The sequence below is a fragment of the Enterococcus sp. DIV0236 genome (assembly GCF_050558525.1).
Classification (GTDB): Bacteria; Bacillota; Bacilli; order Lactobacillales; family Enterococcaceae; genus Enterococcus; species Enterococcus faecalis.
Window position 1 is genome coordinate 1077385 of sequence record NZ_CP187891.1, and the last position, 15198, is coordinate 1092582.

Annotated in this window: 16 protein-coding genes; all 16 read left to right on the top strand. The window is 39.4% G+C overall.

Annotated features, from left to right (window positions below; genetic code table 11):
* Nucleotides 1–2: 2 nt before the first annotated feature.
* The 16 genes from IGK27_RS05350 (at nucleotide 3) to IGK27_RS05425 (ending at nucleotide 15101) form a co-directional block, all read left to right on the top strand.
* On the top strand, nucleotides 3–845 hold the full coding sequence (locus IGK27_RS05350; protein ID WP_002365547.1) for an ATP-binding protein: 843 nt from the start codon (nucleotides 3–5) through the stop codon (nucleotides 843–845).
* Between the two features lie 66 nt (nucleotides 846–911).
* Nucleotides 912–1304 carry a hypothetical protein gene (locus tag IGK27_RS05355; RefSeq protein ID WP_002360492.1) on the top strand — a complete coding sequence of 131 codons (393 nt, stop codon included), beginning with the start codon at nucleotides 912–914 and terminating at the stop codon, nucleotides 1302–1304.
* Between the two features lie 19 nt (nucleotides 1305–1323).
* Nucleotides 1324–1731 carry a RinA family phage transcriptional activator gene (locus IGK27_RS05360; RefSeq protein WP_002360491.1) on the top strand — a complete coding sequence of 136 codons (408 nt, stop codon included), beginning with the start codon at nucleotides 1324–1326 and terminating at the stop codon, nucleotides 1729–1731.
* Nucleotides 1732–1951: 220 nt separating this feature from the next.
* Nucleotides 1952–2368 carry a hypothetical protein gene (locus IGK27_RS05365; RefSeq protein ID WP_002382237.1) on the top strand — a complete coding sequence of 139 codons (417 nt, stop codon included), beginning with the start codon at nucleotides 1952–1954 and terminating at the stop codon, nucleotides 2366–2368.
* Nucleotides 2369–2380: 12 nt separating this feature from the next.
* A complete protein-coding gene (locus tag IGK27_RS05370; protein ID WP_002365550.1) occupies nucleotides 2381–2893 on the top strand; it encodes a phage major tail protein, TP901-1 family in 513 nt (170 codons plus the stop codon).
* Nucleotides 2894–2925: 32 nt separating this feature from the next.
* On the top strand, nucleotides 2926–3285 hold the full coding sequence (locus IGK27_RS05375) for a tail assembly chaperone (protein ID WP_002357848.1): 360 nt from the start codon (nucleotides 2926–2928) through the stop codon (nucleotides 3283–3285).
* A gap of 17 nt (nucleotides 3286–3302) precedes the next feature.
* On the top strand, nucleotides 3303–3671 hold the full coding sequence (locus tag IGK27_RS05380) for a hypothetical protein (RefSeq protein ID WP_002365551.1): 369 nt from the start codon (nucleotides 3303–3305) through the stop codon (nucleotides 3669–3671).
* Nucleotides 3661–6594, top strand: coding sequence for a phage tail protein (locus tag IGK27_RS05385; RefSeq protein ID WP_010822746.1), 2934 nt, complete (start codon nucleotides 3661–3663; stop codon nucleotides 6592–6594). Before IGK27_RS05380 ends, IGK27_RS05385 begins: the two co-directional genes overlap by 11 nt.
* A 1-nt stretch (nucleotide 6595) precedes the next feature.
* Entirely contained in the window at nucleotides 6596–7522 is a 927-nt protein-coding gene (locus IGK27_RS05390) for a distal tail protein Dit (protein ID WP_002371249.1), read from the top strand.
* A 12-nt stretch (nucleotides 7523–7534) separates the two neighbouring features.
* Nucleotides 7535–8992: a phage tail protein gene (locus IGK27_RS05395; RefSeq protein ID WP_033626357.1), complete on the top strand. Its 1458-nt coding sequence runs from the start codon at nucleotides 7535–7537 to the stop codon at nucleotides 8990–8992.
* A gap of 32 nt (nucleotides 8993–9024) precedes the next feature.
* Nucleotides 9025–10794, top strand: a complete 1770-nt coding sequence (locus IGK27_RS05400; RefSeq protein ID WP_033626356.1) for a hypothetical protein — start codon at nucleotides 9025–9027, stop codon at nucleotides 10792–10794.
* Between the two features lie 23 nt (nucleotides 10795–10817).
* Nucleotides 10818–11213: a phage holin family protein gene (locus tag IGK27_RS05405; protein WP_002357842.1), complete on the top strand. Its 396-nt coding sequence runs from the start codon at nucleotides 10818–10820 to the stop codon at nucleotides 11211–11213.
* 118 nt (nucleotides 11214–11331) lie between these two features.
* A complete protein-coding gene (locus IGK27_RS05410; RefSeq protein WP_002392536.1) occupies nucleotides 11332–12456 on the top strand; it encodes an SH3 domain-containing protein in 1125 nt (374 codons plus the stop codon).
* A 152-nt stretch (nucleotides 12457–12608) separates the two neighbouring features.
* Nucleotides 12609–13529: a tRNA pseudouridine(55) synthase TruB gene (gene truB, locus IGK27_RS05415; RefSeq protein ID WP_002357840.1), complete on the top strand. Its 921-nt coding sequence runs from the start codon at nucleotides 12609–12611 to the stop codon at nucleotides 13527–13529.
* 25 nt (nucleotides 13530–13554) lie between these two features.
* A complete protein-coding gene (gene ribF / locus IGK27_RS05420; RefSeq protein WP_267589412.1) occupies nucleotides 13555–14505 on the top strand; it encodes a riboflavin biosynthesis protein RibF in 951 nt (316 codons plus the stop codon).
* The gene (locus tag IGK27_RS05425; protein WP_033626355.1) at nucleotides 14505–15101 is read left to right on the top strand and encodes a GNAT family N-acetyltransferase; all 597 of its coding nucleotides are present in this window, start codon (nucleotides 14505–14507) and stop codon (nucleotides 15099–15101) included. Before ribF ends, IGK27_RS05425 begins: the two co-directional genes overlap by 1 nt.
* Nucleotides 15102–15198: the final 97 nt, after the last annotated feature.

A 15198-nucleotide genomic window follows, 5' to 3' on the forward strand; every position in this document is an offset into this window, starting at 1 on the left:
GTATGCATGCGACAGATCAAACTTTTCAAATACTATTGAGTCAATTGTTAGAAAAAGTTGAAGACCGTTGTCCTGAATGTGGCAGTGAACAATATGTTTGGCAACAAAAAAATAAAGATGGCACAGAACGTTGTGCCCCAACTTGTTGGTCGTGTGGGTATAAAATGCTAAAAAAACATGAACAAGAAGCCACTCAACAACGTTCTCAAGAGAGTTTTATGGCACGTACACAAAAATTTTTTCATCAAGGGTCCTTAATTGCTGATGATGCGCTACGGCAATGTCGCTTAACCAATTACCAAACCACTGAATTAGAAACAAGACAAGCAAAAGAACGGGCCTTAGCAGCAGTTTCAGCGATTGTTGAAGAAAAGCCAATTCACGTTATTTTTTCAGGGAAACCTGGTGTCGGTAAAAGTCATTTGGCTATCAGTATTTTAGTTGAAGTCTTAGAACGCTCTGCATATCAAAAGTATTGTTTATTTGTCAGCTACTCTGAGTTATTAGAAAAACTAAAAATGTCCATGAATGAATCGGCCAAAAGCCAAGCAAAGGCTCAAGCGTATATTACTAGAATGAAAAAAGCAGATGTTTTGGTCTTAGATGATTTAGGTGCTGAATTAGGAATTAAAAATAAAGTTAGTACGGATTTTAACAATGACATCTTAAACCGAATTTTAGAAGCTAGACAGAATAAAGCAACTATTTTTACTACTAATTTTTCTGGAAAACAACTGGTGGAGGCCTATGGAACACGCATTATTTCTCGTCTAATGAAGCACGCCAGTGGCTATGTTTTCCAATATAAAGACACAACAGACAAACGAATGAGGAGTGTGAAATAAATATGTTAACAATTATTATTGGGTTTATCTTTTGGACAATGACACTAATGTTAGGTTATCTAATTGGTGAAAGAGAAGGCCGTAAACATGAGTAATTTAACAAAACGTAAAAAAGATTTATTTGAAATGAAAAGCGTTGTATTTAAAGATATTTCAAAGCAACAAAGCGAAAAAGCACAAAAAAGAAAACGACTCTTACAACTAATGAATCAATATCCCGATTGGGCAAGTCAAAAAAATAAACTTATTATGCAGGAAATTCAAGAATTAGGACAAGCAATCGGTAATTGGTCGATGGATCAATCAAGACCCATCCAATCCATCAAGGCCGCATCGTTTACAAAAAGCGAGTATCTCTATTTAATTTGGCTCGGTTATTCAGATGAAGCGATTCGTCACGGCTTAGACATGTCGAAAGAGTGTTATTTTATTTATCGATTAACACTTTTAAATGAATAAAAGTAAAGGAGATTAACCAATGCGTACGTCAACATTTAATTATATCAAAGATATTTTAGCAGACTTTTATAAAACAGATGAGTATATCCGTCAACGGGAAGAAGAATTACGGCACCCTTATCAAGAAGCAGATTTAAATGCTGGTATTAGAGGACAAGGACTTCACTCTGTAGTGACCGAACGAATGGCGATTACGATAGCTATGGATCGTCGTCTGTGGAACTTAGAGAGAAATCGAGACATTATCAAAAATTGTTTAGCCGAAGCGGATGAACAAACGCGCGTGATTATTGAAGAACTATATATGAAAAAACGGCCCTCTTTAACATTAATTGGACTTGCCCAGCAATTATTTATTAGTAAAAGCCAAGCCTATAAATTAAGAAATCATTTCTTTGAAGCGGTGGCGGATGAACTAGGGATGTAAACATGGAAAAAGCGTGGAATTTTTTCAGGTGTCAACATGGTAAATTAATAGTGTCGAAAGAGATAGATAAACGTGAGGCAACCAAAAAATGAAGACACGGAATTCTATAATTTTGACTGCTTTCTTGTGTCAGCTATGAAGGAGCAGAAAATGCCGGCTACTTTCAAAATCCTTCATTTTGACTAGAAGAGAGCCAATTTGTTAACCAATCCTGAATTTTTTGAATGGAAAGGTGGCGCTAAAAATGAATGAAGCGGAACAAGAGTTATATGAAGCCCTTGTTGCAATATGCCAGACGTCAGGATTTTTGTTGCTAGAGGAACTGCCGACAGATTTACCAGATCAGCCATTTGTTTACTTAGGTGATAGTAAAGAATTACCTAAGCCAACTAAATCAGCTATTTTGGGTGAAATTGAATTAATAATGCATGTTTATGGTGCGTTATCTGAACGACAACAAATTTCTACAATTAAAGGAACGATTTTACGGCAGGCAACCAGTAACTTAAAACGAACGGCTCATTTTAATTGGGGTATCAAACATCAAGAAGTCAAAGCACAAATGGTAAAAGATACCAAACAAATGAAAAAAACAATTTGGCATGCTGTACTACCATTACACATGCAATTTTACTAGGAGGAATTATCAATGGGAGAAGTTATGCAAGGAAAAGACCGTATTTTATTAGTTCGTCGCTTGGATGAAGCAGCGACAAAGAAAGCAATGAAACCCTTATTTCAAATTGAACATGAATGGGAATTCTCACGTGAATCGAGCGGTACGCAAACAAAAGATGGCGTTGCGAATGCTGTATCTGGTTTAGAAGTTACGTTATCGTTAAGCGGTTTAGCCTCTCGAGATGATGAAAATTTATACATGAAAGACGCAGTCGAAGATGGCATCTTAATGGAATTTTGGGATGTTGATTTAAAAGGTGAAAAAAATGCGGAAGGTAAATATCCAGCAATTTATGCCCAAGGTTATGTAAATTCATGGAGTTTACCAGCCAATGTAGAAGAATTAGTAGAAATTGAAACAGAAGCCTCTATTAATGGCAAACCACAAGATGGTTTTGCAACAGTAGAAGCAGATATTATTGCAGAAGCACAATATGCGTTCCAAGATACCGTTCCAGATAAAGCACCACAACCTGGCGAATAATCAAAAAGTGTTGAATTTTAGGAGGATAAAAAATGAATTTAGAGATTAACGGAAAAACAATTGAAGTGAAATTTACGATTGGCGCGATTCGCGAATTAGATAAACGTTACCAAATTGAAAATGGCGCTGCCAAATTCGGCATGGGCATCAGTTCAGCAATGATTTATTTACGCCAATACAATCCAGTAATCTTAGTTGACATCATGGAAGCTTTACAAAGTGGGCAATTAAAAATAGGTAAGTCGGAAATTGAAGCATGGTTAATGACCCAAGATGTCAAAAAACTTTCAGATGATTTGCTTAAAGAAATGGGAAAGCAACCTCTTACAAAACCAATGATCGATCAGTTCAGCAAAGAAGCGAAGAAAGCAGAAGCGCAAGCGACCAACTAATTAAAACGAGCGATGACGTGTATCACGACATCGCTCTTTCTGCTTTTCGCTACTTAGGCTGTCATTCATTTGAAGAAGTGGATCGGATGACCATGTCTGAATTTGAATTACGAATGATTGCTTTTAATTTAGCAGAAGTAGATGAAGAGCGGAAAAGGCACGAGCTTGCCTACTTAAATGTTAAAGCGCAAGCGACAAACAAAAAAGGAAAACCCGTTTTTGAAAGCTTTAAAAGTTTTTATGATTATGAAAAACGAGTTGCTGAAGTTCTGGCAGCTAACCAGCCACAACGAACAAAATTAAATGAGCGGAAAAAAACGCAACTTGCCACTGTGGCAGAGCGTCTACGCCGCTATCGAGAAGGGAGGAGAGTAGATGGAGAATGACAAAGAAAAAACGCCGTTATCGGAGGCAAAGAAAAGCCTTGCAGGCGTCCAACAAGCATTAAAAAGTATGAGCGGTGAGTATGCCTTATTAAGTGGATATTTAGGGAAAATTAGTGCGGGTGTCAATCAGTCAGCCACGGTCATGAACACATTTAAAACCGTCATGCAACAATCTGGAGAAACAGTGAAAAAAACAGGAGACGAAACAGCAAAGGCAGCAGATCAAATGAACACAGCGTTAACAGATTCTGCTGAACAAGCCGGTGAAGCAGCTAAAAAAGCGGGGAAAGAAACCTCTGATGGCTTTACTAATGCACAAAATAATATGCTGAGCTTTGGGACGGCCATGACTAGTGCCGTTTCCTTACCTATGCTGAACGTTTTAAAAACAGCTATGGGCGTCGGTGCTGGGGTCAGTGGCGAATTTCAAGGAATGCAAGGACTGATTATGGCCAGTGCAGGAGGGATTTCTGATTCATTGCAAGGCGAGTTGCAAGGGGCATTGACTCAGATGAATCAATCATTTGAAGCGGCAGCACAAGTGATTCAAAGCGTGATGGCTCCAGGAATGGAAATTTTGGTTCAAGTGGTTATCACAGTCGTCAAAGGCATTACAGCTTTGGTGAATTTATTTATCAAATTACCAAAACCCGTCCAAGTTTTTATTGTTGCCATTATGGGCATTTTAGCCGCCATTGGGCCCATGTTGATTATGGTAACGATGGCTCAGCAAAAATTTCAACAGTTTAGTGCTGGTTTGGCTCTTGTACAAGGAAACATTGGGAAGTTAGGTGGTGGCTTATCAAAACTAAGTGCTAGTTTTAGTGCCTTAGGTGGAGGACCATTAATTTTAATTGTAGCAGCCGTTTTAGCAGCGGTAGCAGCGTTTATTTATTTCTATAAAACCAATGAAACATTTAGAAATAGTATCAATAGCTTAGCTAGTGCCATTCAAGGAGCTGTTTCAGCGGCGTTTGGCAAATTGGTAGGATTGCTACAACAGATCCAGCCGGCCTTTCAGCAAGTAATGGCAGTTTTTAAACAATTTTTTGCAGTAGGCTTAGAGAAAATGGCGACTATTTTTTCAACAATTGGTCGTGTGCTAGCAGGCGTTTTTGCCAGCGGTTTGCAATTAGGTAGTAACTTATTAGGGCAATTTGGTGGCACCTTTGACAAAGCTGGTTTAGCGGTTGGTCTTTTGGTAAAAGTTCTGACAAAGGTTGCACTGGCTGCATTAGGAATTTCTGGGCCGTTTGGTCTAATTATTTCCTTGATTGTTTCATTCGTGACGGCCTGGATGAAAACCGGTGATTTGAGTGCGGGTGGTATTACCCAAGTCTTTGATAATTTAGGTAACACGATTACATCTGTTACAACAATGCTTGCGGCTAATCTACCGAAAGTTATACAACTTTTTACAACAGTCTTAACCAGTATTCTCGGGAAAATAACAGAAGCTATTCCAAGCATCGTCACCGCGTTATCTAGTTTAATTACGTTAATTGTTGGTGCGATTGTTGCCAATTTGCCAGTCTTAATTGAAGCGGCAACACAAATTATTACTACGTTGATTCAGGGGATTACAACAGTCTTACCAATGTTGATAGAAGTTGGTTTGAGCTTATTAATGACTTTAGTTAATGCGATTGTCACCGCCTTGCCAACAATTACAACTGCAGCGATTAATATCATCACTACATTAGTGACAGCTTTTGTCACAGCGTTACCAATGCTAGTTACTGCAGGTGTTTCAATTATCACAGCCTTAGTCAATGCATTTGTTACGATGTTACCGTTGATTTTGACTGCTGGTTTACAAATTTTGATGGCATTAATCACTGGGATTATGACGATTTTACCTCAGTTAATTCAATCAGCGCTGACGATTATTCTAGCGTTAGTGACAGCGTTGATAGGTGCCTTACCACAGATTATCAGCGCAGGTGTCAAATTGTTAATGGCGTTAATTCAAGGAATTATTTCGATTTTACCAACCTTAGTTGCGGCAGCTATTACCTTAATTTTGACATTGGTAAATGCCTTAATTGGTGCCTTGCCACAAATCATCAGCGCAGGCGTCAAATTGCTAATGGCTTTGATCCAAGGGATTATTTCAATTTTACCGCAACTGGTTACTGCAGCAATTACGCTAATTACCGCTTTAATGGGTGCGTTAATCAATGCGTTGCCACAGTTGTTAAGTGCTGGGATTCAACTGATTCAAGCCTTAATTAATGGTGTACTCAGTCTATTGGGTGCCTTGCTGTCCGCAGCAGGAACATTAATCTCACAAATGATCACGAAGATTGGTTCTTATTTTGGTCAACTGTTAGCTTCGGGCGGACAGTTAGTTGAAAATATCAAAAATGGGGTTACCAATGCAGCCGATCAGGTAAAAAATGCCATTGGTTCTGTAATTGAAGGTGCTTGGCAAGCAATCCAAGGTTGGTTTTCAAAATTCACCGATGCCGGTGCGAATATTGTCGGCATGATTGCTGATGGAATTACAGGCGCAATAGGAAAAGCCAAAGAAGCAATCGATGGGGTCGTCAGTAAAATTCGTAACTTTTTACCATTTTCACCAGCAAAAGAAGGTCCCTTATCTGATTTGCATAAATTGAATTTCGGCGGCACGATTGCCACGGGGATTTATGCAGGCGAAACAGCCGTTAGTAGAGCAATGGCTTCTATTTTAGATTTACCGCTGTTAAATGATTTTGCCTTGGACTTAGCTGGTCGAGGAAACTTCACGGCAACGATTGACCATCGTTTAGAAAATGATGCATACAATCGACCATTATTTGTGACAGTAGAGTCAACGTTAGATGGAAAAGTTGTCGCAGCAACTACGGCGCCTTATTTAGCAACAGAGTTACAACGACAACAAGTGAAACAAAATAACCGCTTAGGAAGGAGAGGATAACATGTATAAATTTGTTGATACCAATCAAGCAACTCATTCAACGCCTCTTCCTTCAGAAGCGTTGAATTTTAACGGCCAATTTTTAGAAAAAGTCATCCCTGGCTATCAAACATTATCAGTTTCAGGACGAGAATTAGTTCCAAGCGAAATTGAAAGCTATCAATTAGGGATTCGTGATGGTAAACGTCACGTTTATGCGCGAATTCCAGAACGAGAATTAACAGTCAAATATCGCCTTTCAGCTGTGAATAATGAAGCATTTCGAGATGCATTTAATCATTTAAACGTTGCTTTGTTTACGGAAAAAGACGTTTCTATTTGGTTTAACGATGAACCGGAAATGCTGTGGTTTGGCAGTAAGTCTTCAGTGAGTGATGTACCCGAAGGTGTTAACCAAGTAACAGGCACCTTTACTTTATTGCTTTCTGATCCGTATAAATACACACGGAGTGATGCGACTAGTGTGATGTGGGGTTCGCCAACCATTACATTTCAAGCGAATTACTTAATGGGGAATACAGGCTCAGGTGCAGTTGATTTTCCAATTTTAATTGAAGGCGGGGCTTATTGGGGATCAACCATGATTACCTTTCAAAATCGGGCTTACACGATGGGGGATTTAGGCAAAGAAGTTCAGCCAATTGAAATTTATCCTACGGTCGAAGGATTAAAAGTCAAACCGACCATTATTTTAACAGGAACCGGACGTGGTGTTTGGATTAAAACACGGAACGATACAATTAACTTAGGAGACTTTGATCGTTCGGAAATTATTATCGATACTGAAAATTTTTATCTGACAAAAAATGGTGCACCGATGATTCGACCAATGAACGATTTTTATCTATATCCTAATGAACCGCTGTATATTCAAGCCAAAGATAGCGACTTCCGCTTGACGATTCGCTATCCTAACCGATTTGTGTAGGAGGGTGATTAAATGTTAATGGCGCTGGATTTGAAAAGAACATATACGGCAATCTTGGATAATGCCTATCAAGTCAGTTATGAAAAAATAGAGAACAAAATTGGCAGTTTAGATTTTACCATGCCACTAGATGATCCTAAAAATGAATTTATTGCAGAAATGCAATGGGTGGAACTGACCGACAATGAGAATGAATATATTGGTTTATATCGCGTGATGCCAACCACAATTAAGAAAGATGCGAACAATAATCAAATTCATTACTCTGCCACAGAAGCATTATGTACCTTAGGTGATACTGTCCTTTTTGGTTGTCACGAAATTAAAAACAAAACAACGAAAGAGGCCATTCAATTTTTATTGAATAAACAAAAAACAAAGCATTGGGTCCTAAAAAAATGTGATTTTTCAAGGAAATTAACCTATAAATGGGAAAATGAAAATGGGTTAGTTGAGCCTTTATTTAGCATCCCAGCCGATTTCGAAGAGGAATATCTTTGGCAATGGAATACAGAGGTCTATCCTTTTGAACTTTCATTAGTCAAACCGCCAACAGAACCAGTTGCGCGAATTCAAGAAGGTTACAACATGCAAGGATTTGAAATAGAACGTAATCCCAAGATGCTAATCAATCGGATTTATCCATTAGGTTCAGGCGAAGGTGTTAACAAAGTCAATATTCGCTCGGTCAATCAAGGGGTTCCGTATTTAGAGAACAAGGCCGCAATTGACCGCTATGGTTTATTGGAGTCAATTTGGGTGGAACAGCGTTTTTCTGATCCCAAGGCATTAAAGGAAAATGCTTTGCGAATGTTAGAAGAATGGACCAAGCCACAAGTTTCTTGGGTAGTGACTGCAGCTGATTTAATTAAATTAACAGATCAACCTTTGGCAATCGATCGTTTGCGGTTGGGCACGGTTATCATGATTAATACGAATGAATTTGGGAGTGTCAACCTTCGTATTAAAAAAGAAAGCAAAAAAGATGTCTTTGGTGCCCCCCAAGACATTCAGCTAGAGTTGGGAAACCTGCAAGAAACAATTCATAGTACCATGACAGCTTTCAGTCGGAAACAAGAGATTAACGAAACTTACGCACAAGGGGCGACGACACTTTTAAATCGTTCAATACAAGGAGAACTTAGCAAGACACAGCCAGTGGAGCTGAATTTATACTTTGACGAGGACATTCTTTATATAAACACCGCAGAATTAACGTTCAAGGCAACTGCTAAAGGACCTTCGCATTCTGTAACGAACATTGATTTGGTAGTGGATGGCAAAAAATTACCCCAACTATCATCGCAACAACAACGGCTAAACATTTTGAGTTATTTACGAAAAACAACAGATGGAAAAATCGAACGCGGCAATCACACGCTTCAATTTTTCTCTCATCAGCCACTATGGTTGGATGCTTCGGTCATCTGTCGTGTGTATATTCAATCCCAATTGGGTGGCCAGTTTTAATAAAATAATGAAAACTAGAGGAGTGTGACGAAATGTCAGTAGAACATATTGAAGAATTAGATACCCTGAATCAAGGTCGCCTTAAAATCAATGCAATCTTGGATCAGTCGAATGCATCAGCTGAGAAAGTAGATGCTTACCAAGTCCAGTTAACGAATGGAATTTCTGAAGCAAAAAACATCGCAGATGAAGCTGGTAAAGAAGCCGTACAAATTGCCACCGATGCAGGCAATCAAGCAAATGAAACAGCCGACCAAGCGATGAACAATGCCAAAACAGCAATTACGATTGCAGGAAATGCAGTTTCAACGGCAAATAATAATAAACAAGAATTTGATACTTTGCGAAATGATTTCGATCAATTAGTAGCAGAAGCGGGTGATAGTAATCCAGAAATTGTCCAAGCACGCACAGATACACAAGGCATCAAACAAGCTACCTTAGCGAATCGTCTTCAAATTGATTTGAATGACCGTATGACAAAAGCAGACGGTATTTCTTTATTGGCTAAGCCAACCACTGTCAAATTGAAGTTAGACTTTAACGGTAAAACGGCCGGCAATACAGCCACCAATGCAAACAGTTATTCCACTGATTTTACGGCTAAAATTCTTAAGAAGCCAACAGACGTTTGGGAGGAAGTTTCCCAAGCGGACTACAATAAAATGGCCAGCCGTGATGATGAGGGTGTGAAAACAGGTTCCACCCAAAGCGGTGTAATTCCACAACAGTTAGCGGCCTTCAATCTCGTTGAAGCCGCAAAAAAATTAATTCCACAAATGTTTGAAACATTCACAACTGACGAGTCGGTGGCATTTATTCGCCAGAACGTTCAATTTTTTACGATTAATCAACGTGTGAAAGCCGCTGCGCCCAATAATCAAACGATTAAAATCGCTACGTATTTACCAACTACGGATAATTGGGTAACTCAAATCCAAGAATCAGCAAAAGAGTTCGGCGATTTTTCAATTCAAATCAATGATCAGAATTTTATCACAGATGAAGGTTTCATTTATTTAATGAGCTATACAGATTCATCAAATGGGGTAACGCCAGCCAGCGTAGAAGTTGATTACGTGGGGCTTCATATTGGGCTGTCTGTTGATGCCCAAGCGGTTTTAGCGAAGAGTGGTTTTGTTCAAGCAGAGCAACTCAATACCCATATGGAAAATCAAGATAACCCGCACCAAGTAACCGCTGAACAAGTGGGGCTAGGCAATGTAGAAAATTATGGCTTCGCATCAGACAGCGAAGCAGTCGCGGGAACTTTAACGAGTAAATATATGCACCCGAAAAACGTTGCGGAAGCGATTAAAGGTCAAGCTGTGACACAAACAGGTGATCAAGAGATTGCTGGGGTGAAGAATTTTGTGACTATGCCAACCGTCAATGGTGTGCCTTTGGAATCCTCTAGAATGGCCATTTATGAAGCTAGTGGAGTCGGTGAAGTCGAGGCAAAATATCAGGCGGCCTTTAATAAGGATAATATGAAATTTGTATTAATCAGGGTGGGAAATCGTGTCGATGCATTTGTAAGATGTAATTTGAGTGATCCAACGAAATTGAATACCCACATGCCTAAAATATTTAATATACCAACTGGGTACAAAATGTCCTCAAAAATAAGTGCTAGTGTCTGGAATATTCCGCTGTCAGTTGCACCTGCCGCTTTTCCGTATCCTAATTGTAATGCACTATATGAAATCGGGAATCAAGGGATAATTTTTGCCTCAAGCAGAGCTGGAAATATTTACCTCCAAGGAAGTTGGTACACGGACGATCCGTTTCCGACAAAATAACAAGCTAGTTTAGGAGACTTTTTATGGAACGTTATCTCAACACAATAACAATGCTTTTAAGCATTTTCGGTGGGATTGTCGTACGTTTATTAGGTGGATTAGATCAATTGTTGGATGTCTTCCTCTTTTTAATTATTGTCGATTTCATCACAGGTTGGATTAAGGCAATCGCCACAAAAGAATTGTCCAGTCGGATTGGTATGCTCGGAATTGCGAAAAAAGTGACGATGTTATTTGTGGTTGCCGTAGCGGTTCGTGTTGAAAAAGTTGTGGGGAACAATTTGCCAATTCGGGAAATGGTTCTGATTTTTTACATTGCGAACGAAGGACTTTCTTTTTTTGAAAACATTGCGACCTTTATTCCTATGCCGAAAAAGTTAAAAGAGTTATTTATTCAGTTAAAAAATAAAGATGATTAAGTAGAAGTGGTCGGGACAAACGTAGAACTTTCGGCTGATTGCCGAAGAAATTACTTCTGTCCCGCCATTTATCTGCAGGTTTAAGCCATGAAAGGGAAGTTATTTTGACTTTCCTTTCATGGCTTTTTTTAGAAAGGAGTATGCTATGTTTAAAAAATTAATGATTCAACTTGCTTTAGTGATTGGCTTAAGTTTAACGATTCCGATGACGGCTTGCGCTTACATCATCGAAGCGGATCCGATCAACTTTACTTATTTTCCAGGCTCTGCAAGCAATGAATTAATTGTTTTACATGAATCTGGAAACGAGCGGAACCTAGGACCACACAGTTTAGACAATGAAGTAGCCTATATGAAACGAAATTGGTCAAATGCTTATGTCTCATATTTTGTCGGATCTGGTGGACGAGTGAAACAATTAGCTCCTGCTGGCCAAATTCAATATGGCGCAGGTTCTTTAGCTAACCAAAAAGCCTATGCGCAAATCGAATTGGCTCGCACGAATAATGCGGCGACGTTTAAAAAAGATTATGCTGCCTATGTTAATTTGGCCCGTGATTTGGCTCAGAACATTGGTGCTGATTTTTCGCTGGACGATGGAACAGGTTATGGAATAGTCACTCATGATTGGATTACAAAAAATTGGTGGGGAGATCATACAGATCCTTATGGTTATTTAGCGCGTTGGGGGATTAGTAAAGCGCAGTTGGCACAAGATTTACAAACGGGCGTTTCTGAAACAGGTGAGACTGTCATTGTTCAGCCGGGTAAACCTAATGCACCAAAATATCAAGTAGGACAAGCAATTCGTTTCACTTCAATCTATCCAACACCAGATGCTTTAATCAATGAACATCTATTAGCAGAGGCACTTTGGACACAGGTAGGAACAATTACAGCGAAATTACCAGACCGACAAAACCTTTACCGTATTGAAAATAGCGGACACTTGTTAGGTTATGTGAACGACGGCGACATTGCTGAACTTTGGCACCCGCAAACGAAGAAATCATTTTTAATTGGTGTGGACGAAGGCATTGTTTTAAGAGCAGGACAACCTAGTTTGTCAGCACCCATTTATGGTATTTGGCCCAAAAATACTCGCTTTTATTACGATGCGTTTTATATTGCAGATGGGTATGTTTTTATTGGTGGGACAGATACGTCAGGCGCGAGAATTTATTTGCCAATCGGACCAAACGATGGCAACGCACAGAATACATGGGGATCATTTACTAGCTAAAAAAAGCCACAAACTCTGCTTTTATCAGAGTTTGTGGCTTTTTTGCATTTAGCAGAGATTTTGCCAAAGGGAATAAGCAACGGAGACTGCGAAGCTAGGTACTTTTATGCTATAATGACAAAGTTAGTATTATCGGAACTGGAGGAACTATAATGGACGGCATTTTACCGTTATGGAAAGAACGTGGCATGACAAGTCATGACTGCGTATTTAAATTGAGAAAAATTTTACATACCAAAAAAATTGGTCATGGTGGTACGCTAGATCCAGATGTCGAAGGGGTCTTACCCATCTGCGTTGGCAAAGGAACGAAAGTGATCGAATACATGGTAGATTCTGGCAAAACCTATGAAGGTGAAATTACACTTGGATTTGCTACGACAACCGAAGATGTTAGTGGCGAAATTGTTGAAAAAAAACCAGTTACAACACCTCTGTCAACTGAACAAATTGATCAAGCAATGGCCGAAATGACAGGTGAAATCACACAAATACCACCGATGTTTTCTGCGGTGAAAGTCAATGGTAAACGTTTATATGAATATGCCCGGAACGGGGAAGAAGTTGAACGGCCCCAGCGAAAAGCTATGATTTATTCATTTGAACGTACTAGTGAACCAATTTTTAATGAATCTGCTCAAACACAAAGTTGGCGGTTTAAAGTGGTCTGTGGCAAAGGAACCTATGTGCGGACATTATCCGTGGATACTGGCAAAAAATTAGGCTATCCTGCCCATATGTCGGATTTAACGAGAACGGCAAGTGGCGGTTTGCAAGCTGCGCAATGCTTAACGTTAGAAGAAGTAGCCAAACAAATGGCTGCTGAAACAATTGATCAATGCCTGTTGCCTATTGAGACAGCAGTAGAACAATTCCCACGAATTGATTTATCAGATGAATTGTATCAAAAAGTAAAAAATGGCATGCGTTTGCACAAAAAAGAACTAGGAATAAAGGCAATGCCAGAATCCTTAGTTGCCTTATTTTACCAAAATCAAGTGGTTAGTTTATACATGCCACACCCAACGCATGATAAATTATTGAAACCAAGTAAAGTTCTACGGAACAATTAAATAAAAAAGAAGGAAGTTTTTGCACATGCAAGTTATTCAACTACATCATCCCTATGAACCCAATCAAATTCCTAATGAAGAAGTCGTGATGGTCCTAGGCTTTTTTGACGGTGTTCACAAAGGCCACCAAAAAGTAATTGAAACAGGCAAAAAGATTGCAGAGGAAAAAGGCTTGAAGTTAGCTGTGATGACCTTCAACCAACACCCATCAATCGTTTTTCAAAAAGTTTTACCAGAAAATATGAAATATTTAACTAGCTTGGAACAAAAAGAACGCCTAATGGCCAACTTGGGCGTTGATATTTTATATATTGTCGAATTTACTTCAGCGTTTGCTCAATTAAAACCGCAAGATTTTGTCGATCAGTATATCGTTAATTTAAATAGTGCAGTGGCAGTCTCTGGGTTTGATTATACGTATGGTCCTAAAGAAATCGCTGGAGTCAAACAGTTACCAACTTATGCGCAAGGCCGTTTTGAAGTGGTGACAGTACCAAAAGAAGAAATGACTGGTGCCAAAATTAGCTCAACAAGAATTCGCGAAAAAATGGAAGCCGGCGAAATGGAGGAGGTCACGGAGTTGTTAGGATATATTTATGAAACAGAAGGAACAGTTGTCCATGGCGATGCTCGTGGCCGTTTATTGGGTTTCCCGACCGCTAATGTCAAAGTGAAAAGCACCGTGCGCTTACCAAGAATTGGCGTCTATGCTGTGCAAATCGAAGTTGGTGGCAAATGGTATGTCGGCATGGGCTCAATTGGTCATAATGACACCTTTGGAAAAGGACGCGATTTAACCGTGGAAGTCTATATTTTGGACTTCCATCAAGACATCTATGGTGAGCAAGTGGTGGTTCGTTGGAATCATTATTTACGTGACCAAGTGAAATTCAATGGGGCTGAAGCCTTGATCGACCAATTAAAACAAGATGAACGAGATACGGCTGACTATTTCCGACAATCTGAGGACAAATAATGAAGATTCGTCAAGAAAAACCTGCAGAGTATCAAGCTGTAGAGCGTTTAACGTATCAAGCGTTCAAGGAATTAAACTTGACCGAAAACTGGCGTCCCACAGAGCATTTTATCGTGCATTTATTAAGAGAAAGTGCCGACTTTATTCCGGAGTTGTCCTTAGTTTCAGAAACTGATCAAGGAAAATTAACGGGTCATATTATGTCTTCAAAAGCCAAACTACGATTACCTGATCATACAGAAAAGGCTGTTTTGACCGTTGGGCCGCTAAGTGTCCATCCAGAAGCACAGAACACGGGCGTAGGCTTAGCGTTAATTAAGCATTCTGTGCAGAAGGCCAAAGAATTAGGCGTCGGCGGATTGATTATCCTGGGCCATCCAACTTACTATACGAAGTTCGGTTTTGTTCCAGCGACTACTTTTCAGATTACGTTACCGGAAAAAGAAACATCAGAAGCATTATTGGCTTTGGAATTACTGCCAGGTTATTTTGGCACAAGTGGTGGGGAGTGGCATTTTTCAACATGCTTTGCTTATCCAGAAACACACCCTGCAGAATTAGAAGCCTTTGAAGCAGAACTCGGAATAAATGAATAAAGAATAATAAGACGCGACAACTACTAGTTAAGTACTGGTGGTTGTCGCGTCTTTACTACTTTTTATTACAAAGTAGTTGACAGAACCGGTACTCAGT